Here is a 23,354-nt window from a genome sequence, read left to right as displayed (position 1 = left end):
CGCGGAGTCACGTCCACCCGTGCCACCTGTCATCCCTACCCGCGCGGGAGGCCGAATCACCGTTCGTCGCGGCGTGACGAGCGCAACGGTGGCTTTTTCACCCCGTGGTGTCGAACAGCACCGGCCAGGGGCGCGCCGCGGGTACCGACGGCGGGGTGCCCGGCGCGGGCGGCGTCGGCTCGGCGCCGGCCAGCACCTCGGCGGCGAGCTGCCCGAACATGGGTGCCGCCGGATGCGCCGACCGGTCCGGCCAGGCCGCCGAGGTGCGCTTCGCCAGCGGCGCGCCGGCGATCGGCCGCCAGGCGATCCGGGGCTCCCGGCGGGCCACCGTCGCCGGCTCGACGGCCACTGCGCCACCGGCCAGCACCAGGCCGAAGAGGAACTCCGGGTTGCGGGCCGGTCGGACCCGGGCCGGCCGGTAGCCGTGCCGGCGGCACACGTCGAGCAGGTGGTCGTGCCAGCCCGGCGCGGTGGCCCGGGGCGCGGCCACCAGGTCCAGGTCGGCCAGCGTGGGGAGCGTCACCTCCCGGCCGCGGGCCAGCGGCGAGGTGCGGGGCAGCAGCACCCCCAGGGGTACGTCGACGGGGGCGCCGAAGCGCAGCCCGTCCGCCGCCACCGGGTGGTGCACCAGACCCACGTCCAGGGTCCGTTCGGTGAGCATCCGCACCTGTTCGCTGCTGGTCAGCTCGTGCAGCTCCACGTCCAGGCCGGGTGCCCGGGCGGTGAGCGCGTCCAGCAGCAGGCGCAGTGTCACCGCCGGCGTCTCGGGTGGCACCCCGGCCCGTAGGACGCCCAGCTCGCCCGCGCGGACCTGCCCCATCAGGTTGCGCAGCCGGCCCTCACCGGCGAGCAGTTCCTCCGCCTCGCCGAGCAGCAACTCACCGGCGGTGGTGAGGCGCACCTGGCGGCGGGAGCGGTCGAACAGCTCGACCGTCAGCTCCCGCTCCAGCCGCTGGATCGACTGGCTGAGCGGCGGCTGGGCCATCCCGAGCAGCTCCGCGGCCCGGCCGAAGTGCAGCTCGTGGGCGACCACCACGAAGTGCCGCAGGTGCCGGAGCAGATCCACCGCCCGGACCCTACGCCAGCGCCGGCCCGCTGCCGCTGGATACCGTGCCGGGGTGGACGTGGGGGAGCACATCGAGGCCATCTTCGCCGAGGTCGGGGTGACGGCCAGCCTGCACGCCGTCGACCTGGACGCCGTCGACCTGACCGTCGAGCACCACGGCGGTCCGGCCGGCGGTGGTCGGGAGGTCGGGGTACGGGCCGACGAGCAGGTGGTGATCGCCTCGATCTTCAAGATCCTGCTGGTGTTGGAGTTCGCCCGGCAGGTAGTCGCCGGTCAGCTGGACCCGACCGAGCGGGTCCTGGTCACCGCCGCCGACCGGCTCGGCGGGTGGGGGCTGGCCGGCTGCACCGACGACGCCGAGGTGTCGCTGCGCGACCTCGCGTACTTCGCCATGTCGGTCAGCGACAACACCGCTGCCGACCTGCTGCTGCGCCGGGTCGGCCCGGACCTGCTGCCGATGCTCGCCGCCGAGCTGGGGTTGACCCGTACCCGCGTGCTCGGCGGCCCGCGCGACCTGGTCGAGGGGATGCTCGCCGACGTGGGCGCGCGGAACGAAACGGAGTTCGCCCGGATCTTTCCCACCCTGCCGGCGGACCGGGTCTGGGCCATGCGGGTCTTCGACCCGACGCGCACCACCTCCAGCACGGCCCGGGAGATCACTCGACTGCTCACGCTGATCTGGCGGGACGAGGGCGGGCCGCCGGAGGCCTGCGCGATGGTCCGCACCTGGATGGCCCGGCAGATCTTCTGGACCCGGCTGGCCGCCGCTTTCCCGCCCGGCGTCCGGGTGTCCGGCAAGACCGGCACCCTGCCCGGCCTGCACCTGGAGGCCGGGGTCGCCGAGTACCCCGACGGCGGCCGGTACGCCATTGCCGTCTTCGCCCGTGCCGACCGGCTGACCCCGCGCCGGATCGACGTGGACCTGGCGATGGGGCATGCGGCCCGCACGGCCGTCGAGGCGCTGCGCGGCGACTGATTTTCAGCCGTCCGAGCATCGGCGCATCGTCGCTGAGCAGGCCCGATATGCGGCGGCGTATCGGAGCTGGCGGCCTTCGATCTTGGACCTGGGCGCGGTGGCGCTGATTGGCTCCTGTCGAACCAATCGCCCGACCACGGGGAGTAGATCCGTCATGCCCAGTCTCGACCGCCGCCGCTTCCTCCGCGACGCCGCCGCCACCACCGCCCTGGTCTCCGCCGGCGGCCTCGCCGCCACCTCCTCCGCCCCGGCCCAGGCCGCGCCGCCGACCGCCGCCCCCGCGCCGACCAGCCGCCGCCGCGGCGCGGTCAGCTTCCGCTGGTGGGGTACGGCCGGCTGGCGCATCGACATCGGCGACCGGACCGTGCTGGTCGACCCGTTCCTCAGCCGGATCGACACCGGGCTGTTCACCGGGCCGTTCAACCCGGCCAAGGCGTTGACCGTGCGCACCGACGTGATCGACCCGCGTGTCGACCGGGCCATGACGGTGCTGGTCACGCACACCCACTGGGACCACTGCATGGACGTGCCGTACATCGCCAAGCGCACCGGCGCGCGGGTGTTCGGCACGGTGACCGCGTACCACCTGGGCTTGGCCTACGGCCTGCCGTCGACGCAGCTCAGCGTGGTGAAGGGCGGCGAGGTGCTGGACTTCGGCGACCACAGCGTCGAGGTGGTCGGCTCCCTGCACAGCCGCAACGCGACGTACTCGGTGGCCTTTCCCGGGGTGCGGGTGAGTCAGCCGGCGCAGCCCGCGACCATCGCCGACCTGCCGGAGGGGGACACCCTGGGCTACCTGCTGCGGGTCGACGGCGGCCCGTCGGTCTACTTCACCGGGGCCAGCGACGTCGCCGAGCGCAACCTCACCGGCCTGGCGCCGGACGTGGCCATGGTGGCCATGCAGAGCGCCACCACCACCGGCGACTACCTGCCCCGGCTGCTGGCCGGGCTCGACTACCCGAAGGTCGTGGTGCCGGTGCACTGGGACAACTTCGAGACCGAGCTGCAGAACCCGCCGGTCGTCGCACCCGCCGACCGCCTCCGGCTGGACGACATGATCGCGGCGGTGCGCCGGATCTCGCCGCGCAGCCGGGTGCTGGTGCCCGAGTACGAGACCGCGTACCACTTCTGACCGGCCCGGGCGGGGGTCGCGGTCTTGCGTGACCCCCGCCGGGTCAGCCGGCCGCCAGCTCGGCGAGGGCGCGCACCGACTTCCAGTTCCGGGTGGTGGCCACCATGCCCAGCTTCTTCTCCAGGTACGCGTTGGTGAACTTCGACCGCCCGTAGCCACCGTCGGGGAAGTGCAGGTAGACCTCCCGGCCGGTCACCGTGAACGCCACGTTCTCGCTGCCGGGCACGGTCAGCGCGTCCACCGTGGACCGTTTCGGGGCGGTGGCGAGGAAGGCCACCAGCAGCCTCGTCGGGTCGTCCTCCCGCTCGGCGTACGGGTTGCCACCGGCCACCGCCGCCAGCTCCCGGGCGCTGCGTACCAGCACCGGCACGCTCAGACCCAGCTCGTCGGCGAGCGCTCGCTCGATGCCGCCGGCCAGCTTCTCGGCGTCGCGTACGGTGCTGCCGAACACCACGTTGCCGCTCTGCAGGTACGTCCTGGCGTCGTCGTGCCCGAGGTCGGTGACGAGCCGGCGCAGGTCGGCCATCGTGAGCCGGGTGGAGCCGACGTTGACCCCGCGCAGCAGGGCGACGTACCGGGTCATGGCTTCTCCTCGGGTGCGCGGTCGACCCGCTCAGCGTAGGTCGGTCGGCCTCGACCCGCCGGGACCTACCAGGCCCGTTTCGTAGGCGACGATGACCAGTTGCGCCCGGTCGCGCGCCGCCAGCTTCGTCAGCAACCGCCCGACGTGCGTCTTGACCGTTGCCGGGCTGAGACTGAGGTGCGCGGCCAACTCCGCGTTGGACAGACCGCGGGCGATCAGCGTGAGCACTTCCCGTTCCCGATCGGTCACCCCGTCAAGGTGTCGGGGCAGCGGACGGGCCGGCTCTGGCCGGCGGGCGAACTCGTCGATCAGCCGGCGGGTCACCGTCGGCGCGAGCAGCCCCTCGCCGGCGGCGACCACCCGGATCCCGGCCAGCAGGTCCGCTGGTGGGGTGTCCTTGAGCAGGAACCCGCTGGCTCCGGCGCGCAGCGCCCCGTAGACGTACTCGTCCAGGTCGAACGTCGTCAGGATGATGACCCGGGTGCCGGCTGTCGCCGGGTCGACGCAGATTCGCCGGGTCGCCTCGATGCCGTCCATTTCCGGCATCCGTACGTCCATCAGCACCACATCCGGCCGGTGTTGTGCGGTCAACGCGACGGCCTCCACGCCGGTGCCCGCCTCGCCGACAGTGGTGAAGTCCGGAGTCAGATCGACCAGCAGCCGGAAGCTGCCGCGCAGCAGCGCCTGGTCGTCGGCGATCAGCACCCGGATCACGCGGCCGTCCGGTAGGGCAGGTTGGCCGTCACCGCGAAGCCGCCGTCGGAGCGTGGTCCGGCGTGGAACTCCCCACCGTGCAACGCCACCCGTTCCTGCATGCCGATCAGCCCGTGCCCCTCCCCGGCGTTCGACACGGGGCGCCGGCCGTCGTCGGTCACCTCCACCCGCACCTCTCTGGGCGTGACGGTCACTGTTGCCCGGCAGGTGGCCGGCGCCGCGTGCTTCACCACGTTGGTCACCGCCTCCTGCACGATGCGATACACCGCGAGGCCCACCGACTCGGGCACCACGCCTTCCGGTTCCTCCCGCCGTACGTCGAGCTGAACGTCGACGCCGCCGATCGCCGCCTGCCGGGCGAGGACGGGCAACTCGTCCACCCCGGGCGTCGGGGCGTACGGGGTGCCCTCGCGCAGCACGCCGAGCACCCGGCGGACGTCGGTGAGCGCGTTCCGGCCGGTCTCCTCGATCACCCGCAGCGCGGCCCCGGCCTCACGCGGGTCCGCCTCGGCGACGTGGTTGGCGACGGCCGCCTTCACCACGATGAGACTCAACGTGTGCGCCACCACGTCGTGCAGCTCCCGGGCCACCCGCAGCCGCTCCTCGGTGGCGGCCTGGCGGATCAGGTGCTCGCCCTGGCGGGCGGCCAGGGCGCGGCGCTCCCGGATCAGCCAGCCGATCAGCCAGGCTGGCGCGATCATGACGGCGGCGTAGACGACCGCACCGGTCCGCGACCAGAGGTCACCTGCGGTCAGCACCAGGGCGACGCTCACCAGAGCGAGACAACCGGCGGCGCAGAGGATCGACCGGCGCGTGGCCGTCGACATGGCCACCGTGTAGAACGACAGGCCGATGGCGAACGCCGGTGCGGCCGCGGCGAAGTTGGGGATCACCCCGGTGATCAGGGCCACGGTGGTGCTGCCGCTGATCACGACGGCGACTGTGATCGGCCACCGTCGCCGGACGGCCAACGGCAGCCCGAGAGCCATCCCGACGAGCACGGATACCCAGAGCGGCTCGCGTACGCCACCGTGCAGCGGCGACTCCAGCGCCGCGTACGGGCAGAGCAGCCCGCCGACCGCCACGGCCAACAGGGCATCCACGGTGTACAGATCAACCGGCCGCAGCCGCCGGGACAGCAGGAGAGCGGTCACCCGGTAGACGGTATCGGCCCGCCACGGCGACCGCGTCCACCTGCGGGCCGTCATCCTCGGGAACGACGTCGGGTCGTCCACCGAGCCGTGGGTCCACCCGGGGGAGGGCCGGAAAGTGTCCGCGCTGGTACGACGCGCGGCACCTGCCGCAGCGGGCACCGTGGCGGTCATGACCACACACACGGTGACCCTGACGGGGCTGCGCGCAGTGTACGGCACCGGGACCCGGCGGGTGACGGCGCTCGACGGCGTGACCACCAGCTTCGCGAGCGGCACGTTCACGGCGGTGATGGGCCCCTCAGGCTCAGGAAAGTCCACCCTGCTGCACTGCGCGGCGGGGCTGGACCGCCCGACCGAGGGGCTCGTCACGATCGACGGCACGCCCCTGAACGACCTCGGCGAGGACGCGCTGACCCGGCTGCGGCGCGACCGGATCGGTTTCGTGTTCCAGGCGTTCAACCTGGTGTGCACGCTGACCGCCGCGCAGAACGTCGAGCTGCCGTTGCGCCTGGCCGGCCGCCGTCCACCGGCCCGGGACATCGCCGCCGCGCTCGACGCCGTGGGACTGGCCGACCGGGCCGGGCACCGGCCGAGTGAGCTGTCCGGCGGTGAGCAGCAGCGCGTCGCCGTGGCCCGCGCGTTGATCACCCGACCGGCGGTGGTCTTCGCCGACGAACCGACCGGGGCCCTGGACAGCGCGGCGTCCCGGCAGGTGCTCCAGCTGCTGCGCGCGCTCGTTGACGACCACGGGCAGACCGTCGTGATGGTGACCCACGATCCCGCCGCCGCCGCGTACGCCGATCGGGTTCTTCTGCTCGCCGACGGCCGCGTCGTCGACGAGCTGACCGGTGAGATCACCGCCGCTGCCGTCGCCGCGCGAATCGCCGAGCGGGAGACAGATCCGGTCGGTCCCTCCCGGCACGCGATGGAGACGGTCGCGGAGCCGTCATGCTGAACATCCGGCGGTCGGCCAGCGCGTTCGTGGCCGTCGCGATCGGGGTCGCGCTGGTCGCGGCGGCCACCCTGCTGCTCGCCTCCGGGCGCCCGCAGGTGCCGGACCGGCTGACGCAGGCGGCGGTGGTGGTGCAGAGCCCTGAGGCGGGTGCGCCGGCTGACTCGTTCGTGCCGAGCCGGCCCTGGTCGGCCAGCGTGGCGGCGGAACTCACCAGCGGGCTGGCCGGTCTGCCGGGCGTCGCGGCGGCGGTGCCGGACCGGACCTTCTACGCCCAGCCGCTCGTCAACGGCCGCTCCGCGACCACCGATGCCCAGCGGGAGGACGCCCACCAGGGGCACGGCTGGTCCAGCGCCCGGCTGGGCGGACTGCGCCGCACGGCCGGTGAGCCGCCCCGGAAGCCCGGCGAGGTGGTCGTCGACCGTGCGCTCGGGCTGCGTACCGGCGCGCCGGTCACCCTTGTCACGGCGGCGGGCCCGGAGCCGTACACCGTCAGTGGTCTGGTCGACGCGCCCGGCGTCTACGTCGCGGACGAGGTCGCCGCCGCGCTCGCGCCCGGCGTCCGGGCCATCGGGCTGGTGCTCGCGCCGGGCGCCGACCCGGAGCGGGTCGCCGTGGCGGCTCGCGGTGTCGTCGGCGGCGACGGACGGGTGCTGACCGGCGACGCGCGTGGCGCGCTGGAGCCTCGCGGTGACGCCCGTACCCGCTGGATCGGTATGCAGGTGCTCACCGCCACGGCAGCCCTCGCCGGCTTCGTCACAGTGTTCGTGGTCGCCTCGACCTTCGCGTTCACCATCGCGCAGCGCCGCCGCGAGCTGGGCCTGCTGCGCGCCGTCGGCGCCACCCCACGCCAGGTCCGCCGCATGGTGTACGCCGAGGCGCTCGCCGTCGGCGCCGGCGCCGGGCTCGTCGGCCTCCTGGTCGGCGCAGCGCTCGCTCCGGCGTTGGGTGGACTGCTGGTCGACGTCGGCTTCGAGCCGGCGACCTTCCAGGTCCGCTACGAACACTGGCCGGTCGCGGTCTCGCTCGCCGCTGGGCCGGTGATCGCGCTGCTGGCCGTCTGGTCGGCGTCGCGCCGAGCGGCGAGGGTGCGCCCCTTGGAGGCGTTGCGCGAGGCGGCGGTGGAACAGCGGCCGATCGGGCGGCTGCGCACCGCCACCGGCGCGCTGCTGGTCGCGGCGGGCGCCGCGCTCAGCCTCGGGACGGCGACCGCCGACGAAGCCCGGGACGCGGCGACGTTCGCCCTCTACGCGGTGATGGCCCTGGTGGCCGGTGCCACCGTGCTCGCCCCGGCGGTGGTCGGGCCGGTGGTGCGGCTGCTGCGGTCTCCGGTGCGACGGCCGGGCGGCGCGATCGGGATGCTGGTCCGGGGCGGCGCGTTGACCGCGACCCGGCGGACCGCGTCCACAGCCGCGCCAGTGCTGCTCACGGTCGCGTTCGCGGTGCTGGTGTCCGGGATGGTGCGGACCACCACCGCCGCGTATGCGGCAGGTCGGACGGACAACGTGAACGCCGGCTGGGTCGTCGTGCCCGACCGGGCTCCCGGGCTGTCGGACCGGGCCGTCGCCGCGACCGGCGGCACCGCCCTCCTGCCGACCACCGTCTTCCGCACCGACCCCGGAACATCGCCGGAGAACCGGCCACTGACCGCGCTCGGCGTGGACCCGGTGGGCTTCGCCGCCGCGGCCGGCGCGGTGACGACACGGTGGTGGTCACCGCCTCGGCGAATCTGCTGCTGTCCGAGCCGTACGCCCTGGTCTTCGCCGACGGGGCGTTGGTGTCGCTGCGCATCGTCGCCGTGGTCAGCGACGACTCACTCCCCGGCGACCTGCTTGTGCCCCGGGCCGTGGTGCGAGCCCACGACCCGTCGGCGCTGACCTCCACGGTGTACGTCCGGGACCGGATAGATCCTCCCGCCGGCGCTCGGGTCGTCGACGTCGCCACCTGGGCGGCCGAGGCAGACGCCGCCGAGGACCGCCTCGTCTGGCTGTTCACGCTGCTGCTGATCGGGGTGTCCGCCGGCTACGGGGCCATCGCGGTGGCAAACACGCTGCTGCTGGCCGCCGCCGGCCGGGCTGCGGACCTGCGGCTGATCCGGTTGGCCGGGGCGACCCGGCGGCAGGTGCTCTGGTTGGTCACGGCCGAGTCCGCCCTGGTGGTGCTGATCGGCGCGGCGCTCGGCGGGAGCGTGGCGTTCGCCGGTCTGCTGAGCATCCGCGCCGGCCTCGCCGAGCAGGTCGGCGCGCCGGTGGACCTCGTCGTGCCGTGGTCGGTGGTCGGCGGCGTCGTGGGCCTCTGCCTGCTGCTCGCGGTGGTGGCGAGTGTGTTGCCGACGTGGCGGCTGCTGCGCCACCGTCCCGCCCGGTCGCCGGTGGGCACCTTCGCCGGATGACCCGTCCCGTCCCGAGGGCCGCCGCGGTGGGCGCCGGGCCGCTACCGTTCACCGATGCGATCTGCGCGCCCGGTCGGGCTGCTCCTGTCCGCCGCCGCGGTGCTGCTCTGGGCGATCGGCATGACGGTGCTGCAACCGCTCACCGAGCCGATCGGCCCCTGGTCGGAGCGGCTGCCGGGCAACAACGCCTACTGGGCGCGGGACGTGCGGTTCACGGCGATCGTCGCGGTCGTCCTCGGGCTGGTGCTGGCCGGCCGCGGGCGCCTGCGGTGGGCCGGGCCTGCGGTGCTGCTCGGTGGCCTCTGGGTCGCCGCCGACGTGACGATCGACCGGGCCGACCCGACCGGTACGGGGCCGACGGTGCTGCTCGCCGCCGGCGGCTGCGCGGTGCTCGGCGCGGCGGCGGCGGTCCTGTGGTGGCGGGAGCGCAGCGCACCCGGCGCGGGTACGGACCGGTGGGCGCTGACCGGCGCGGCCTGCGTGGCCGGGGTGCTGACGATGGTGACCACCGGCATCGAGTCACCGACCGACCGGGAGCCCGAGCTGAACCCGGCGGCCTTCGCCACCGGCGTGCTGCTGGTCGCCCTGACCATCGGCGCCGCCCTGGCGGCGGCTCCGGCCCGGACCCGGGCCCGTTGCGTGCTGGCGGCCGGGCTCGGCGTGGCGGCCGTGTCCGGCGTCGGACTGATCCGGACGATCCCGCCCGGCCCGCGGGCCCTGCCGGAGCTGGCCCTCGGGGCGGTGCTGCTCACCGGGGTCACCCTGCTGGCGTGGGACTGGCCGGGCGGCCGGCCGGTCTGGTGGCACCACGCGGTGGCCGCCCTCGCCGCGCTCGTGGGCCCGACGGTGTTGCTGCTGGTCGTGGCCATCGTCATGATCGTGCTGCTGCCGATCGGCGCGATGTTCACGGCGCTGGCCGGCAACAGCCCGATCAACGCGGCCGACTCCGACGTGCTGTACTCGCTGATCGGGTTGCTCGCCGGGCTCGGGATGGGGCTGCTGCTGGCCTGGCCGCCCGCGCTCGGCTACCGCCGCTGAACTCACTCCACGACCGGCAGCACGACCTCGTTGCGGCGCAGGAACCAGGGCTTCCACGGCGGGTCGAACCGGGCGTACCGGATGGCGCCGGTCGGTTGCAGCCCGGCCGCGGTGACCGACCGGCCGAGCATGGTGGCCCGCTGGCCGAACGCCTTCTCCGTCCACCGCCCGGAGAAGCGCATCGCCGCCGCGAGCTGCGCCGGGACCTCCCGGATCCGCACCCGGGGGTCCACCGGCTCGGGCAGGGTGGCGGCGGTGAAGCCGGCCGGCATGACGAACTGGACCAGATACGTGTCCGGCTGCTCGCCCTCCTCCTGGACCACCGGCGTGGTCATCGCGATCTTCTCCGTGCCGGTGGCCTCCTGCATGACCGGCGTGGTCATCCCGATCGGGCGCCGGGCCCGATTGGCACCCCCGATGTAGGCGGCCAGCGGCCGGAACGCCTCCATCGGGGCTCGGGTGAACGACGCCTGGATCTGCATCTCGGCCACCAGGTGGGCCGGGTACCGGCGCAGCTCGAAGCCGGGGTGTCGGGACACCACCCGGTACGGCTGCTGCTCGGTCATCGCGCGCTCCCAGGATCTCCTGGGACAGACGCTACCGCCCGTCCGACCCCTGCTCGGCCGAAGTCGGCTCCTCCGCCCCGGGGGTGACCGCCCGCCCGGTCAGCCGCCAGTACTGCCGCTTGCGCTCGTCGCGCAGCACCACTCCGATCCGGCCCAGTTCCCGGCGCAGCTCCCGGGCGTCGTCGCGCCGATCCCGCTGGATCGCCCGATCGCGGGCCCGCAGCAGGGCGTCCGCGCCGGCGGGCAGCCCGGGCAGGTCGGGCACCCAGAGCCGGTACGCCGACCGCTGCGGATCGCCGTCCGCCCACCCCCAGCCGTGCGTGCGGAACGCCGCGGCCAGGCGGGGGCCCGGCAGGTCGGTCGGCTCCCGGACCAGCTCCGCGCGGTCCGCGTCGAGCAGCACCAGATCTCCGCTGTCGACGAAGACCACCCGGGTCTCGGCCCGCGTGACGTGCCGGTCCTCGCCGGCGCGGCGCAGCCGGACCCGCGCCGCGTCGACGGTGACGACCAGCCGTTCGGCGGTGCCCACCCCGGCGATGACCAGACCGGCCAGCGCGCCCACCGCTGCGGTGCCGGCGATCGCCTGCTGCTCGGGCAGCCGGTCCAGCAGGTTGAACAGCCACTGCACGGGTGCCCAGGGCAGCCCGGCGACCCAGCCCGCCGCCAGCGCGAGCAGGGCGCCGGCGCCCGCGCCGAGCAGCGGGAAGCCGCCCCACAGCACGACCAGCTCGACCGGCCCGCCGGTGACGACGGTGCGCGGGCCGTAATCCTCGCCGGCCATGCTCAGGACACCTCGCGGCGCAGCGTCCGGAACAGGCCGGCGGCCAGCGGGACGACCATCCAGACCAGCAGGGACACCGCTATCCGGCCCCACTGTTCGCCGGTGATGGCGTCGCTGCTGAACAGCGGTTCCATGGTCCGGCTGGTGTCCAGCCAGCCGGCCGGGCCGCGCAGGGGTCGCACCAGCTCGCCGAGCACACCCCAGAGGGTGGGCAGCAGCAGGTAACCGACGATGGCCAGCGGCGGGTTGAGCAGCAGCAGACCGAAGGCGGCACCCATCAGCACGCCGGTGACCTGGAAGATCGCCGCGTTCAGGAGCAGCGACGCGTCGATCTGCCAGGTGCCCGCGCCGCCGGTGGCGGACGCCACCAGCGTTCCGGCGGCGGCGACGGCCAGGCTGGCCAGCACCGAGGCGAGCGCGGCCAGCGCCACCGCGATCAGCTTCGCGGCCACGACCCGCTCCCGGCGGGGCACCAGGGCGTACGTGGTGAGTGCCGTGCGCTGGGACCACTCGCTGGTGATCGACAGGATGCCGAGCACCGGCAGGAGCACCCCGATCGGCAGCAGCGAGGGCGTGAAGAAGTTGACGAAGGTCTGCTCGGCGTCCTTGGCGTAGATCAGCTGGAGGGTGACGATCGCGGCGGCGACCAGGCCGATGGTGATCAGCAGCCAGCGGCCGGCCCGGGTGTCGACGAGCTTGCGCAGCTCCACGGCGGTGAGCCGGAGCATCGACGGGCGGTGCGCCGGAGCGTGCTGCCGGGGCGTGACGGCGTTGGCGGCGGGCGCGGTGGTGGTGCTCATCGGACGGCCTCCTTGGTGGATTCGCCGGCGGTCAGGGTGAGGAAGAGCTGTTCCAGGCCACCGCCGCCGGCGGGGCGCAGCTCGGCCAGCGCGACGCCCGCGTTTGCGGCGGCCTGGCCGACCGCCTCGGCGTCGGCCTGCACCAGCAGCCCGTCGGCGCCGTCGGCGGCGGTCAGGCCGGCCGCGTCCAGCGCCCGGCGCAGCGCCGCGCCGTCGCGGGCCCGGACCAGCGTGCCGCCGCCGGCGAGCAGCTCGTCCTTGTTGCCCTGGGCCACGATCCGGCCGCCCCCGATCACCACCAGCCGGTCCGCGACCGCCTCCACCTCGCGCAGCAGGTGGGAGGAGAGCAGCACGGTGCCGCCCCGGTCGGCGAAGTCGCGCAGCAGGCCGCGCATCCAGAAGATCCCCTCCGGGTCCAGGCCGTTCGCCGGCTCGTCGAGGATCAACACCCGAGGGTCACCGAGCAGCGCCTGTGCCAGGCCGAGCCGCTGGCGCATGCCCAACGAGTACGCCCGTACCCGACGCTTGGCGGCCACCGCGTTCAACCCGACCAGGTCGAGCTTCGCGGCGACCTCCCGCCGGTCCAACCCCATGGTGTACGCGGACAGCGTCAGCGCCTCGCGGCCGGTCCGCCCGGCGTGCTGGGCGGAGGCGTCCAGCAGCACCCCGACCTCCCGCCCCGGGTTGGGCAGCTCCCGGTAGGGGCGCCCGGAGACGGTGGCGTGGCCGGCGGTCGGTGCGGTCAGCCCGCAGATCATTCGCATGGTGGTGGACTTGCCGGCGCCGTTCGGGCCGAGGAAGCCGGTGACCGTGCCCGGCTCGCACTGGAACGACACGTCGTCCACCGCCGGGTGCGGCCCGTATCGCTTGGTGAGGTTCTCCACGGTGATCATGTCGTCGAGACTGCCCGCGCCGCCCGGCCATCCGCTGCGGCCACCGGTCGGCGCCGCACCGACCTTGGTCGACTCGAGGGTCTCGACTTTGGTAGCTGGTCGCGGTGCCGGTCGGCTGCCTAGCATTGCCTCGTGACCAGCCTCGCCGTGCCGGAACACCCCTGGCTGCTGCCCGGGGCGCTGGCCGACGCGGCCAACCCGGACGCGGCGACCCGCCGGCCGCGCCGCACCACCCGGGACTGGGCGGTCGACACCCTGGCCTTCCTGGTCTCCCTGCTCTGGGTGCTGTTCGCCACCGCGGACGCCCTGTCGCCCGACCCGGCCGTCACGACCCCGCTGCCGCACGACTGGATGATCGGCGCGGACGCGCTGCTCGGGCTGGCCTGCTGCGGGCTGCTCTGGCTGCGCCGGCGGTGGCCGCTCGGGCTGCTGGTGGCCACGACACCGCTGACGCTGTTCTCGATGGCCGCGGCCATCCCGCTGGTGATTCTCTACTTCACCGTGGTGGTGCACCGGCGCACCGCCGTCGCGGTGGCGATGACCGGCGTGGGTCTGGTCACCAACATGGTCTTCAGCTGGCTGCGCCCGGACCCGGACATGCCGTACTGGGCCACCGCGACGTGGGGCGTGGTGATCAGTTTCGCCGTGCTGGCCTGGGGGATGTTCGTACGGGCCCGGCGGCAGTTGATCGTGTCCCTGCGGGATCGGGCCGAGCGGGCCGAGGCGGAGCAGCAGCTGCGGGTCGCCCAGGCCCGCCACCTCGAGCGCACCCGGATCGCCCGGGAGATGCACGACGTGCTGGCCCACCGGATCTCGCTGCTCAGCCTGCACGCCGGCGCGCTGGAGTTCCGCCCGGACGCGCCCCCGGACGAGGTGGCCCGGGCGGCCGGGGTGATCCGGGGCAGCGCACATGCCGCTCTACAGGACCTGCGCGAGGTGATCGGAGTGCTCCGGGCCGAGGGCGACGGCGATTCCCCGGAGCCCCCGCAGCCCACCCTCGCCGACCTGCCCGCCCTGATCGCCGAGTCGCGGGCGGCCGGGGTGCGGGTGAACGTCACCGACAGCGTCGGCGCGGCAAAGGACGTGCCGGTGGCGCTGGGGCGGGCCGCGTACCGGATCGCGCAGGAGGGTCTGACCAACGCCCGCAAGCACGCGGCCGGCGCGGCCGTCAGCGTGGATCTTGCCGGCGGGCCGGGCCCTGGGCTGACCGTGGCGATCAGCAACCGGTGGCCGGTGGGCACCCCGACCGGGGCGCAGCTACCGGGCGCCGGCACCGGCCTGGTCGGCATCACCGAGCGGGTCACCCTGGCCGGCGGCCGGTTGGCGTACGGCCGGGACGACGCGGGCGACTTCCGGTTGGCCGCCTGGCTGCCGTGGCCGGCGTGACCGGGTTGCCCGGCGAGACCGGGGCCGGTGCGGGTGTCACCCCGGTGCGGGTGCTGATCGTGGACGACGACGCCCTGGTCCGGGCCGGGCTCTCGATGATCCTCGGCGGCCTGCCGGACCTGACCGTGGTCGGCGAGGCGGCCGACGGCGGCGAGGTGCCGGCCGCGGTCGCCGCGTACGCCCCGGACGTGGTGCTGATGGACATCCGGATGCCACGGGTGGACGGGCTCACCGCCACCGAGGCGCTGCGCGCCCAGCCGCACCCGCCGGAGGTGCTGGTGCTGACCACCTTCGACGCCGACGAGCAGGTGCTGCGGGCGCTGCGCGCCGGGGCGGCCGGTTTCCTGCTCAAGGACACCCCGCCGGCGGACATCGTGCACGCGGTGCGCCGCGTGGCGGCCGGCGAGGCGACGCTCTCCCCGACGGTGACCCGGACGTTGATCGCCCACGTGACCGCCGCCGCCCCGGGCCTGGCCGGCCCCGACCCGCGCCGGGAGCGGGCGCTGCGGCTGCTCACCGGGCTCAGCGAGCGGGAGCGACAGGTGGCGGTCGCGCTGGGCCGGGGCTGCACCAACGCGGAGATCGCGGGGGAGTTGTTCATGAGCGTGGCGACGGTGAAGGCGTACGTCTCCCGGCTGCTGACCCGGCTCGACCTCAACAACCGGGTCCAGGTGGCCCTGCTGGTGCACGACGCCGGCCTGGTCTGACGTTGCACTCATTGGTCAGCTTCTCGACCTTGAAGGGCCGAGCTTGCGGATCGTGACGGCTCGTGGTGATGAGCACGAGGTCACGCCGCGTTCGGCAGGCTGACGGCTGCCCAGCCCGTCACGCCGCGTGCGGCGATGTTGCGGGCTGCGTTGCGGTCGGCGTGCTCAGCGAAGCCGCACGACCGGCAGTGGAAGGTGGATTGGTTGGGCCGGTTGGCCTTGGCGACGTGTCCGCAGGCGGAGCATCCCTGCGAGGTGTATGCCGGGTCGACGTGCACGACCGCCACTGCGGACCGCTTCGCCTTGTAGGCGATGTACTGGCCGAGTTGGTGGAACGCCCACGAGTGCAGCGTGACCCGCTGGGGCCGTCTGAGCCGTACCCGGTCGCGGATGCCGCCCAGGTCTTCCAGGGCGATTCCGCGGCCGGTGCGTTCGGCCTCGGTCACGATGCTCTTGGCGATGCGGTGGTTGGTGTCGGCGGCGAACCGGGATTCCTTGCGGCGGCGTTTCTTCAGCAGCCGCTTGGCGGACTTGGTGCCGATGGCCTGGAGTTTCGCGCGCAGGCGCTGGTTGCGGTGCCGGACCCGGTTTGTGGCTTTGCCGCTGTGGTGGCGGCCGTCGGAGTCGGTGGCGAGGTTGGCGATGCCGAGGTCGACGCCGAGGAACCCGTCCGGTTCCTTGGTGGGTGCGTCGGGGATGTCGCAGGTGGCGTACAGGAACCACTTGCCGTCCCGGCAGACCAGGTCCGACTCGCCGCGGCGGTGCGCGACCAGGAGGGCCTGCTGCTGGTTGGAGCAGCCGAACCGGATCGGCCCGGATCGGCCAGCGACCGTCCAGATCGACACGGTGCGGGCAGCCAGTTGCCAGGACAGGCAACGGTCGTCGAACGGCTGCGCCGCGTCGCGACGGAACCGGATCGGTTTACCCTCGGCGGCCTGGCGCCTCTTCGAGGCTGGCTTGCCGAGGTTGCCGGCCTGGATGTTGGCCGTCAGGGTGGCGTACGCGCCGGACACCTTCCGGGCGACGTGAATCGCGGGCTGGGCCGACAGGCCCATGTCCTTCAACTGGCCGTAGGTGAGCCGCTGCAACGACTGCTTGGCGAACACCCGCCGCTGGTACGCCAGCCCGGAGGCGACGTTCGCGGCGTCGTTGCACCGGTCCAGGGTTGCCCGCAGCGCCGCCTGCTGAGCGGCGTCCGGGAACAGCCGGACCTGCACGACAATCTTCACCGGGCGTCTTCGTCGTCCGCGTAGTCCTCTTCGGCTGCCATCGACTTCGGCCAGCGGCACCACGCGGCCCGGTCCGATTCGTCTTCGGAGCAGCGTGTCTCGATCATCAGGTGGGTCAGGGCGCCGTCGATGTACAGCACCGCCTGGTCGGCCGTGCCGAGGTCCGGGGCGTCGTAGCCGAGACGCGCCAGTGCGACGTCCAGCTCCGCTGCCCGCGCCTCGCTGGCCTGCTGCACGCTGGCCGCGTGGCGGCGTCGCGCTTCGGTCAGCCAACCGGGCCTGCTGTCACGCAGCGACCGCACGTCCCGTTGGGTCCAGGGGCGGTCGAGTTTCGGCAGGTCCGCGTAGTCGATGCCGAGGACCTTGGCCGCCCATCTCGGCTTCACGACCTTGTCCAGTTTCCCAGGCGTGACCACACCGTAGCGTCTTGTCCATGTCACCACGATGGACGCCAGACCCGGATGTTCGCCGAGGTAGAAGCGTTGTCCACAACCTGCAGGTTCATCTTGTCTTTGTCACCACGTATCGGCGGGACGTCCTCAACGACGCGATGCTCACCGACGACCACGTCCACCTGCTCGTGCCCTACCCGCCCAAGCTGCCGATCTCCACGCTGGTCAACCGACTCAAGGGCGTCTCGGCGCACTACCTGCGCAAGGAGTTCACCGGCCGGATCAACCGGCACATCATGCATGGGCACCTGTGGTCCCCTTCGTACTTCGCCGCGTCCTGCGGCGGCGCCCCACTGGAAGTGATCAAGGACTACATCAAGGGGCAGAAACGTCCCGGTCCGTGACGCGATTCCTCCCGGCCCTGAAGGGCCGGGATTCCTCGCTAGTCCAGTTGAACTTTCGTCCGGTGTGGGCCGTACCACTGCCCGAGGATGTCGATGCGGCTGGTCCGCCGTATCGCTGCCGAACTGCGGGAGGCCTGCCGTGCGAGTTGGTGAGCAGTCGACGGATCCCATCGATCAGGTACTGGGGGAGGTGCCGCTGCCGGCACCGCTGACCCCCGAGGATGTCCGGCTCGCGGTCCGGGCGGTGGTGGTGCACACCGCCGAGGAGTGGCCCACCGGGCCACTGTGCCGTAACGACGGCGCCTCCTACCCCTGCCGGTTGCACCGCTGGGGGCGGCGGGTGCTCGAGACACACGGGCTCAACGAGCGACAGATCGAGGCGTTGATCCGGCACGGCAACCCCTTCGTGCACGTGCCCTTCCCGTTCACCGCGACCGGGCCGTCCTCCGCCCGTCCCGCCGGCTACTCGGCCCAGGCCGCGCGTACCAACGGGCTGACGGCGCGACACCCGGCCGCGCGGGTCGTCCCACCCGGGGTACGACCCACCGCTCCCGGCCGGCCGGTGACTCCCCCCGTCACCGCGCCGCGCTGGCCCCGGGCGAGCTGAAGCGGCGCTATCCCTCGCCCGCCCGACCCGGGGCGACACGATGCCGGCCCGACGGAGATGTTCCCCACCCGCGCCGGGCCGGCGTCGTGCTGTCCGAGCCTCAGTCGTTGCCGGCCCCGATCCCGCAGTCCGGCGCGGACCAGCTCGTCGTGTTCGAGCTGTTGTCGCTGTTGTTCTCCCGCCGCGAGTCGACGTGCACGTGGTCGTCGTGGTCGGGGTAGCCCGGCCCGTAGAGACCGCTGAAGCCGTTGTTGCGCGCGCCGCGGGCGACCTGGCACAGCGACGACGTCCGCGAGGTGACGTCGGCCGCGTTGCCGTACAGGTGCTGGCTGTCCGATGCGCCGCCGACCTGGTTGTTGCAGCTCCGGCTGCGGAAGCCGCCCGAGACGTAGAGCGGCTTGTCGCCCAGGCCCTTGCGCAGCGCCTCCAGCTTCCACATGGTGCGCAGCGCGTTCTGCTTGGTCTGGCTCGCCGACAGCGGACCGCCGCTCCACCCGCTCCCGCCGCACCCGTTGTCCAGTTCGTTGTAGCTGAAGTGCGCGGGCGTGCAGTCGTTGTCCTGGAGCTGGTACAGCTTGGCGTAGGTCTGCGGCCCGGCGATCCCGTCGGCGCGCAGCCCGTACGCCTGTTGGAACCGCTTGACGGCCGCGGCGGTCTTCGGTCCGTAGATGCCGTCGTTCTCGACGATGTCCCGGGACCCGGCCCAACCGGCCACCCGGATCTGCAACTGGCGGACGTCGCTGCCCGAGCGGCCCTGGGACAGCGTGCGGTCCCAGGTGTAGCAGCCGTCCGCGTGGGCCGCGGGCGCGGCGACCACCGAGGCGATCGCGGCCCCGGGCAGCGCCAGGGCGAATGCGACGGCAGCTCGCTTCAAGGTGTTTACGCGCACAGAAGTCCTCCCGATAGGAGACCGAATGGGGTGGTTTCAGGACATCGACCGAGACATCCCGTGATTTCCACCCTCGCACTGATCAGTGCGGTTGGCGGCAATTAACGAGAATTGTCCTCACGATTGGCCTTGCCTGGGTATCGCCTGGGAATTCGACTGATTTGCGAAACAGCCATTCACTCCCGATCACCCCGCCAAAGGGCAACCACACCGAACGTCGCAATCAATCGCACCGAGGGTGATGTTCCTCGGCCATTGGCGGCCGGTAACGTCAGCCTCGGGCGGCGGACTGGCGGAGGTGCACGTGGCACGCGGTGGCGTCTTCTGTGTCGAGGGCCAGTGGCACCGAGACCTCAACGAGCGGGGTTCCGTGCTGCCCACCCTCGAGTTGCTGGAACGGCTCGGCAAGATCCGGTTCATCCACAAGGACGCGGCCACCCGCGACGAGCTCTTCTACTTCCTGGACCGCTGGCTGCTCAAGCAGTACGCCGACCACCGGGTCGCCTTCTTCGCCATGCACGGTGAGCCGAGCCGACTCTGCCTCACCGACTGGCAGTCCGTGGAGTTGAACGAGGTGGCCGAGTTGATGGCCGGCCGCTGCGAGGGGCGCCGGCTCTATTTCGGCAGTTGCTCGGTGCTGCGCGCCTCGGACGCGGTGCTGCGCGAGTTCCTCGAAGTCACCGGAGCCGCTCTGATCTGCGGTTTCACCCGGGAAGTCGACTGGGTCGAATCGGCCGCTTTCGAAACCGTGCTGCTCGACGTGCTGGCCAACGGTCAGCGGCACAATGCCGCCGAACTGCGGATGGGCTCGGCGCACTGGGCGCCGCTCGCCTCGTACCTCGGTTTCCGGGTGATCTACGCAAACGGCCGGGCCTGGCGCCCGGCCGGTCGCCCCCGGGTGCCGGCCCAGGCGGCGCACCGCGCGGCCCGGCCCAGCTGACCCGCCGTCGCCGCGTCGCGATCGCCCTGGTAGGAACGGATGATGGCGCCCAGCATCGCGAAGAACACCCGGGTCGACCGGGACACCCTGCTCGACTTCCTCCGGCCGCGACACCGCGTCGTGCTGATGACCACCCGGGCGGACGGCCGCCCCCAGTCCTCCCCGGTCTCCGCGGGCGTGGACGGCCAGGGCCGGCTGGTCGTCTCCACCTACCCGGAGCGAGCCAAGGTCACCAACATCCGCCGCGACCCACGGGTCTCGGCCTGCGTGCTGTCCGACGACTGGAACGGGCCCTGGGTGCAGCTCGACGGCACCGCCGAGGTGCTGGACCTGCCCGAGGCGCTGGAGCCGCTGGTCGAGTACTTCCGCAGCATCTCCGGCGAGCACCCGGACTGGAACGACTACCGGGCGGCGATGGTGCGCCAGGGCAAGTCGCTGATCCGGGTCACCATCGACTCCTGGGGCCCGATCGCCACCGGCGGCTTCCCCGCCCGGCTCGCCGACTGACGGTTGGCGGGTGGTGTTCAGTACGCGGCGGTGAAGCGGGCGTTCTGGTGCCGCGGCTGCTCGATCTCGTCGACGATCGCCACCGCCAGGTCCTCGTACGTCAGCACCGAACGGCCCTGGTCGTCGGTGACCGGCTGGTCGGTGCCGGTGCGGTAGTGCCCGGTGCGCTCGCCGGGGTGGAACTCCAGCGGGGGCGGCGAGACGTACGTCCAGCTCACCCCATCGGCGGCGGTGCGGTAGTAGTCGAGGGCGTCGGCCTGGCCCAGCGCCGAGTCCCGATACTGCGCCGGGAAGTCCGGCTCGTCCACGATGCGGGTGCCACGTGGGGTGAGCAGGGTCGACCCGCCGCCCAGGTGGATGATCCGCGGCGCAGCCGGCATCCCGCGCAGCGTGGTCACCAGGTTCTCCGCCGCGTTCCGCCACAGCTCGCGTTCGCCGCCGCCGATGGCCACGACCAGCGCGTCCACGTCCGGTGCCAGCTCCCGCACACTCCGCTCGCTGGTCGCGTCGCCGGTGACCGTCCGTACCCCCGCCGGCAGGTACGAGGTGGCCTCCGGGCGGCGGACGGCGGCGATCACCCGGTGCCCCCGGTCGACCGCCTCGGCGGTGATCCGCGACCCGGCGGTGCCGCCCGCGCCAAACACGACGATGGTGCTCACGATCGCCTCCCACCCGAACCTGGACCCGTCTTCAGGCTAGGGAGCGGCCGCCCGGGAGGTGCCGTAACGACGAACCCGGCCGTACGTTCGGGTGACTCGAAGGCTCGCATAGATCGAATACGGTGAGTCGCGCAAGATCCATTGAACCCAACGGGGGAGTCATGAAGCATCTCTCTGCCCGACGTCGGCTGCTCTCCTGGGCGGCGCCGGTCACGCTCGCGCTCACCGCTCTCGGACCCGCGTTCCCGGCGCACGCCGCCGCAGCCGGCACCCCGACTCCGGCCGTCGTCGGCCCGGTCGACAAGGACCTCAACGGCGACGGCGTACCCGACCTGGTGACCGTCGGCGGCACCGCCGGCCTTGGCTCCGGTGTCTGGACGGCGCGGGGCCGGGTCAACGCGACCACCGGCGCGGGCACCGGCCGCGTGAAGGTCCCGGCCGTGAACATCGGGGTGTACGGCAACGGGGTTTACGGCACAGACAACCCGCCGTCGGAGTTCGACGGCGCCCAGGTGATCACCGGCCGCTTTTTCGGCACTGCGAACCAGGACTTCCTCGCCTACTACCCGAGTGGCATCAACACCGGGGGCGGCAGCTTCATCGCGGGCGTCGGCGACGGCACGATGGTCAATCCCTATGGTGGCGGCGGCCAGGTGAGCCTCATGTCCGAATTCCTTGCCGACGAGTACGGTAACTTCCCGATCCAGCTCGTCAACGGGTACACGGCAGACGACGTGGACACCGCCATCCCGGACCTGATCGGCATCGTGGGCGACGCGACCAACGGATACCGCGTCAACTACTACCCGAACATCGGGGCACCCGGCCTCTACTTCCCCCGTCTGCCGCTCAACAACGCCACCCCGACCGGCGGCAGCGACTGGCAGAACTGGACCCTGGCCAGCACCGAGCTGGCGTCGGGGGCGGCGCTGGTGTTGCGTAACGCCACCAGCGGTGACCTCTACCTCTGGCAGGGCGTCACGATGACCGACAACGGCGACGGGACCGGCACGCTCGCCTACACCCAGTACCAGCTCGCCTCCGGCTGGAACACCGGCGTCGCGATCAGCGGCCTCACCGCCGCCGACTTGAACGCCGACGGCGTGGCCGACCTGTGGGCCGTGTTCCCGGACGGGACCGTGCGCACGTACCTGATCTTGAAGCTGTCCGCGACCGGTACGGCGAAGGTGCGCGCGATCCAGGCGCAGCAGCTCGGCTGAGCCACGGCACCGGGGGCCCGTCGTGGCAGACGGGCCCCCGGTACCGGTCAGTCGACCAGGGCGGCGTAGACGAGCTGGCGCAGCTGGGAGCGCAGCGGGTACGTGCTCGACGGCATCAACTGGGTGAAGAGAAGCGCGGTGATCTCCTCGGCCGGGTCCACCCAGAACGCGGTGCTGGCCACCCCACCCCAGTAGTACTCGCCGACGCTGCTCGGCACCCGGCTGGGAATCGGGTCGTCGACCACCGCGAAGCCGAGGCCGAAGCCGATCCCGTCCAGGGTGGTCTCGGCGAAGCCGCCGGTGGACAGGGTGCCCAGGTCCTGACCCTCCGGCAGATGGTTGCGGGTCATGAAGCGCACCGTGCGCGGCCCGAGCAGGCGTACCCCGTCCAGCTCGCCGCCGCGCAGCAGCAGCTGCGTGAAGCGGTGGTAGTCGGCGGCGCTGGAGATCAGGCCGCCGCCGCCGGAGAACAGGGCGGGCTTGCGGTAGGCCAGCGAGCCGAGGCTGTCGTAGCGGACCGCCCGCCCGCTGCGCGGCTCGGGGACGTAGAGCGCGGCCAGGCGCTCGGCCTCGTCGCCCTCGACCCACCATCGGCTGTCGGTCATGCCCAGCGGGCCGAAGATCCGGTCGGCGAAGAACGCGTCGAGGCTCTGCCCGGACACCACCTCGACCAGTCGGCCGAGCACGTCGGTGGCGACCGAGTAGCCCCAGGCGGTGCCCGGCTGGAACAGCAGCGGCAGCTCGCCGAAGGCCGCGCAGGCGCCGGCCAGGTCGACGTCCGCCGGCGGGTACAGGTCGTAGCCGGCCGCCCGGTAGAGCCCGTCGACCACGGAGGTCTGCATGAAGCCGTACGTCAGACCGGCGGTGTGGGTGAGCAGGTGCCAGACCCGGATCGGCTCGATCGCCGGCACGGTGTACGGCTTGAGCGTCGACCCCTTCGAGTAGACCCGCAGGTCGGCGAACTCCGGCAGCCAGCGGCTGATCTCGTCGGTCAGCTCGAAGCGGCCCTCCTCCCACAGCATCATCGCCGCGACCGAGGTGACCGGCTTGGTCATCGAGTAGATCCGCCAGAGCGTGTCGGCCTCGACCGGAGCGCCCGACTCCCGGTCCCGCAGCCCGTACGTCGAGGAGTGCGCCACCTCGCCGCGGCGGGTGACCACCACCTGCCAGCCGGCCAGCCGGCCGTCGTCGACGTACCGGCCGAAGTGCTCGTCGATCCGGGCCAGCCGCGCCGGGTCGAAGCCGATCTGATCCGGGTCCTTGCTCCGCGCCACACTCACGCCGCCGAACCTACTAGCCGGTACGCCGGTACCGGAAGGGGCTGCCACCGACCGACCGGCCGGCCGGCTGTCGGCGGCCGGCACTAG

General features: G+C 73.1%; 26 protein-coding genes. 13 read left to right on the top strand and 13 right to left on the bottom strand.

The window, feature by feature from the left end; all coding sequences use genetic code 11:
- Positions 1-97: 97 nt before the first annotated feature.
- Positions 98-1,066 carry a LysR family transcriptional regulator gene (locus ACWD6N_RS08150; RefSeq protein WP_387329610.1) on the bottom strand — a complete coding sequence of 323 codons (969 nt, stop codon included), beginning with the start codon at positions 1,064-1,066 and terminating at the stop codon, positions 98-100.
- A gap of 52 nt (positions 1,067-1,118) precedes the next feature.
- On the opposite strand from ACWD6N_RS08150, the gene ACWD6N_RS08145 reads away from it, so the two are divergent.
- Entirely contained in the window at positions 1,119-2,042 is a 924-nt protein-coding gene (locus tag ACWD6N_RS08145; protein ID WP_387329608.1) for a serine hydrolase, read from the top strand.
- Positions 2,043-2,196: 154 nt separating this feature from the next.
- Positions 2,197-3,174, top strand: coding sequence for an MBL fold metallo-hydrolase (locus ACWD6N_RS08140; protein ID WP_387329605.1), 978 nt, complete (start codon positions 2,197-2,199; stop codon positions 3,172-3,174).
- A gap of 43 nt (positions 3,175-3,217) precedes the next feature.
- Here the strand turns inward: ACWD6N_RS08140 and ACWD6N_RS08135 are convergent, their stop codons facing one another.
- Genes ACWD6N_RS08135 through ACWD6N_RS08125 form a run of 3 tightly spaced genes read right to left on the bottom strand, consistent with a single transcriptional unit; the run spans position 3,218 to position 5,625 of the window.
- Complete coding sequence (locus ACWD6N_RS08135; RefSeq protein ID WP_450004603.1) at positions 3,218-3,757, bottom strand: DUF1697 domain-containing protein; 540 nt, start codon at positions 3,755-3,757, stop codon at positions 3,218-3,220.
- A gap of 30 nt (positions 3,758-3,787) precedes the next feature.
- Positions 3,788-4,471, bottom strand: coding sequence for a response regulator (locus ACWD6N_RS08130; protein ID WP_450004602.1), 684 nt, complete (start codon positions 4,469-4,471; stop codon positions 3,788-3,790).
- On the bottom strand, positions 4,468-5,625 hold the full coding sequence (locus ACWD6N_RS08125) for a sensor histidine kinase (RefSeq protein WP_450004601.1): 1,158 nt from the start codon (positions 5,623-5,625) through the stop codon (positions 4,468-4,470). Before ACWD6N_RS08125 ends, ACWD6N_RS08130 begins: the two co-directional genes overlap by 4 nt.
- Positions 5,626-5,794: 169 nt before the next feature.
- Here ACWD6N_RS08125 and ACWD6N_RS08120 point away from each other — a divergent pair, with 169 nt between their 5' ends.
- Genes ACWD6N_RS08120 through ACWD6N_RS08105 form a run of 4 tightly spaced genes read left to right on the top strand, consistent with a single transcriptional unit; the run spans position 5,795 to position 10,007 of the window.
- On the top strand, positions 5,795-6,580 hold the full coding sequence (locus ACWD6N_RS08120) for an ABC transporter ATP-binding protein (protein ID WP_450004600.1): 786 nt from the start codon (positions 5,795-5,797) through the stop codon (positions 6,578-6,580).
- A complete protein-coding gene (locus ACWD6N_RS08115; RefSeq protein ID WP_450004599.1) occupies positions 6,574-8,454 on the top strand; it encodes an ABC transporter permease in 1,881 nt (626 codons plus the stop codon). Before ACWD6N_RS08120 ends, ACWD6N_RS08115 begins: the two co-directional genes overlap by 7 nt.
- Positions 8,427-8,969, top strand: a complete 543-nt coding sequence (locus ACWD6N_RS08110) for an FtsX-like permease family protein (RefSeq protein WP_450004598.1) — start codon at positions 8,427-8,429, stop codon at positions 8,967-8,969. The genes ACWD6N_RS08115 and ACWD6N_RS08110 overlap by 28 nt, the downstream gene beginning before the upstream one ends.
- A gap of 54 nt (positions 8,970-9,023) precedes the next feature.
- Positions 9,024-10,007: a hypothetical protein gene (locus ACWD6N_RS08105; RefSeq protein ID WP_450004597.1), complete on the top strand. Its 984-nt coding sequence runs from the start codon at positions 9,024-9,026 to the stop codon at positions 10,005-10,007.
- A 2-nt stretch (positions 10,008-10,009) separates the two neighbouring features.
- On the opposite strand, the gene ACWD6N_RS08100 is transcribed toward ACWD6N_RS08105, so the two are convergent.
- From ACWD6N_RS08100 to ACWD6N_RS08085, 4 genes are read right to left on the bottom strand one after another with little or no spacing between them, the layout of a single operon-like run.
- Positions 10,010-10,573 carry an SOUL family heme-binding protein gene (locus tag ACWD6N_RS08100; RefSeq protein WP_450004596.1) on the bottom strand — a complete coding sequence of 188 codons (564 nt, stop codon included), beginning with the start codon at positions 10,571-10,573 and terminating at the stop codon, positions 10,010-10,012.
- A 31-nt stretch (positions 10,574-10,604) separates the two neighbouring features.
- Positions 10,605-11,354 (bottom strand): YqeB family protein, encoded by a 750-nt coding sequence (locus ACWD6N_RS08095; protein ID WP_450004595.1) that lies wholly within the window; start codon positions 11,352-11,354, stop codon positions 10,605-10,607.
- A gap of 2 nt (positions 11,355-11,356) precedes the next feature.
- Positions 11,357-12,154, bottom strand: a complete 798-nt coding sequence (locus ACWD6N_RS08090) for an ABC transporter permease (RefSeq protein WP_354962927.1) — start codon at positions 12,152-12,154, stop codon at positions 11,357-11,359.
- The gene (locus ACWD6N_RS08085) at positions 12,151-13,047 is read right to left on the bottom strand and encodes an ABC transporter ATP-binding protein (RefSeq protein ID WP_450004594.1); all 897 of its coding nucleotides are present in this window, start codon (positions 13,045-13,047) and stop codon (positions 12,151-12,153) included. Before ACWD6N_RS08085 ends, ACWD6N_RS08090 begins: the two co-directional genes overlap by 4 nt.
- Before the next feature lie 132 nt (positions 13,048-13,179).
- Between ACWD6N_RS08085 and ACWD6N_RS08080 the strand changes: the two genes are divergently transcribed.
- Together ACWD6N_RS08080 and ACWD6N_RS08075 are read left to right on the top strand one after the other, a co-directional pair.
- A complete protein-coding gene (locus tag ACWD6N_RS08080) occupies positions 13,180-14,433 on the top strand; it encodes a sensor histidine kinase (protein ID WP_387329574.1) in 1,254 nt (417 codons plus the stop codon).
- The gene (locus ACWD6N_RS08075; protein WP_387329759.1) at positions 14,412-15,140 is read left to right on the top strand and encodes a response regulator; all 729 of its coding nucleotides are present in this window, start codon (positions 14,412-14,414) and stop codon (positions 15,138-15,140) included. The genes ACWD6N_RS08080 and ACWD6N_RS08075 overlap by 22 nt, the downstream gene beginning before the upstream one ends.
- A gap of 80 nt (positions 15,141-15,220) precedes the next feature.
- On the opposite strand, the gene ACWD6N_RS08070 is transcribed toward ACWD6N_RS08075, so the two are convergent.
- Positions 15,221-16,369 (bottom strand): RNA-guided endonuclease InsQ/TnpB family protein, encoded by a 1,149-nt coding sequence (locus ACWD6N_RS08070; RefSeq protein WP_450004593.1) that lies wholly within the window; start codon positions 16,367-16,369, stop codon positions 15,221-15,223.
- Positions 16,366-16,755, bottom strand: a complete 390-nt coding sequence (locus tag ACWD6N_RS08065; protein ID WP_450004592.1) for a hypothetical protein — start codon at positions 16,753-16,755, stop codon at positions 16,366-16,368. The genes ACWD6N_RS08070 and ACWD6N_RS08065 overlap by 4 nt, the downstream gene beginning before the upstream one ends.
- A 47-nt stretch (positions 16,756-16,802) precedes the next feature.
- Between ACWD6N_RS08065 and tnpA the strand changes: the two genes are divergently transcribed.
- On the top strand, positions 16,803-17,165 hold the full coding sequence (gene tnpA / locus ACWD6N_RS08060; RefSeq protein WP_450004591.1) for an IS200/IS605 family transposase: 363 nt from the start codon (positions 16,803-16,805) through the stop codon (positions 17,163-17,165).
- 139 nt (positions 17,166-17,304) lie between these two features.
- Positions 17,305-17,772: a hypothetical protein gene (locus ACWD6N_RS08055; protein ID WP_354967920.1), complete on the top strand. Its 468-nt coding sequence runs from the start codon at positions 17,305-17,307 to the stop codon at positions 17,770-17,772.
- Positions 17,773-17,872: 100 nt separating this feature from the next.
- On the opposite strand, the gene ACWD6N_RS08050 is transcribed toward ACWD6N_RS08055, so the two are convergent.
- Positions 17,873-18,661 carry a D-Ala-D-Ala carboxypeptidase family metallohydrolase gene (locus tag ACWD6N_RS08050; protein ID WP_450004590.1) on the bottom strand — a complete coding sequence of 263 codons (789 nt, stop codon included), beginning with the start codon at positions 18,659-18,661 and terminating at the stop codon, positions 17,873-17,875.
- Positions 18,662-18,965: 304 nt separating this feature from the next.
- Here ACWD6N_RS08050 and ACWD6N_RS08045 point away from each other — a divergent pair, with 304 nt between their 5' ends.
- Positions 18,966-19,601 carry a DUF6642 family protein gene (locus tag ACWD6N_RS08045; RefSeq protein ID WP_354967922.1) on the top strand — a complete coding sequence of 212 codons (636 nt, stop codon included), beginning with the start codon at positions 18,966-18,968 and terminating at the stop codon, positions 19,599-19,601.
- 42 nt (positions 19,602-19,643) lie between these two features.
- On the top strand, positions 19,644-20,108 hold the full coding sequence (locus ACWD6N_RS08040; RefSeq protein WP_354967923.1) for a PPOX class F420-dependent oxidoreductase: 465 nt from the start codon (positions 19,644-19,646) through the stop codon (positions 20,106-20,108).
- Between the two features lie 17 nt (positions 20,109-20,125).
- On the opposite strand, the gene ACWD6N_RS08035 is transcribed toward ACWD6N_RS08040, so the two are convergent.
- Positions 20,126-20,767: an NAD(P)-dependent oxidoreductase gene (locus ACWD6N_RS08035; protein WP_387326751.1), complete on the bottom strand. Its 642-nt coding sequence runs from the start codon at positions 20,765-20,767 to the stop codon at positions 20,126-20,128.
- 161 nt (positions 20,768-20,928) lie between these two features.
- Between ACWD6N_RS08035 and ACWD6N_RS08030 the strand changes: the two genes are divergently transcribed.
- Positions 20,929-21,987 (top strand): hypothetical protein, encoded by a 1,059-nt coding sequence (locus tag ACWD6N_RS08030; protein WP_450004589.1) that lies wholly within the window; start codon positions 20,929-20,931, stop codon positions 21,985-21,987.
- Positions 21,988-22,034: 47 nt separating this feature from the next.
- Here the strand turns inward: ACWD6N_RS08030 and ACWD6N_RS08025 are convergent, their stop codons facing one another.
- Positions 22,035-23,267 carry a serine hydrolase domain-containing protein gene (locus tag ACWD6N_RS08025; protein WP_354967926.1) on the bottom strand — a complete coding sequence of 411 codons (1,233 nt, stop codon included), beginning with the start codon at positions 23,265-23,267 and terminating at the stop codon, positions 22,035-22,037.
- Between the last annotated feature and the right edge of the window lie 87 nt (positions 23,268-23,354).

The sequence above is a fragment of the Micromonospora sp. NPDC005163 genome, assembly GCF_053599835.1.
The sequence above is the reverse complement of the archived record's forward strand: the minus strand, read 5'-3'. Positions and strand labels throughout refer to the sequence as shown.

Coding starts and splice junctions, on each gene's coding strand:
- ACWD6N_RS08095 (WP_450004595.1), bottom strand. CDS start 11,354: ATGGCCGGCGAGGATTACGGCCCGCGCACCGTCGTCACCGGCGGGCCG.
- ACWD6N_RS08140 (WP_387329605.1), top strand. CDS start 2,197: ATGCCCAGTCTCGACCGCCGCCGCTTCCTCCGCGACGCCGCCGCCACC.
- ACWD6N_RS08120 (WP_450004600.1), top strand. CDS start 5,795: ATGACCACACACACGGTGACCCTGACGGGGCTGCGCGCAGTGTACGGC.
- ACWD6N_RS08030 (WP_450004589.1), top strand. CDS start 20,929: ATGAAGCATCTCTCTGCCCGACGTCGGCTGCTCTCCTGGGCGGCGCCG.
- ACWD6N_RS08135 (WP_450004603.1), bottom strand. CDS start 3,757: ATGACCCGGTACGTCGCCCTGCTGCGCGGGGTCAACGTCGGCTCCACC.
- ACWD6N_RS08040 (WP_354967923.1), top strand. CDS start 19,644: ATGGCGCCCAGCATCGCGAAGAACACCCGGGTCGACCGGGACACCCTG.
- ACWD6N_RS08105 (WP_450004597.1), top strand. CDS start 9,024: ATGCGATCTGCGCGCCCGGTCGGGCTGCTCCTGTCCGCCGCCGCGGTG.
- ACWD6N_RS08115 (WP_450004599.1), top strand. CDS start 6,574: ATGCTGAACATCCGGCGGTCGGCCAGCGCGTTCGTGGCCGTCGCGATC.
- ACWD6N_RS08100 (WP_450004596.1), bottom strand. CDS start 10,573: ATGACCGAGCAGCAGCCGTACCGGGTGGTGTCCCGACACCCCGGCTTC.
- tnpA (WP_450004591.1), top strand. CDS start 16,803: ATGTCACCACGATGGACGCCAGACCCGGATGTTCGCCGAGGTAGAAGC.
- ACWD6N_RS08085 (WP_450004594.1), bottom strand. CDS start 13,047: ATGATCACCGTGGAGAACCTCACCAAGCGATACGGGCCGCACCCGGCG.
- ACWD6N_RS08090 (WP_354962927.1), bottom strand. CDS start 12,154: ATGAGCACCACCACCGCGCCCGCCGCCAACGCCGTCACGCCCCGGCAG.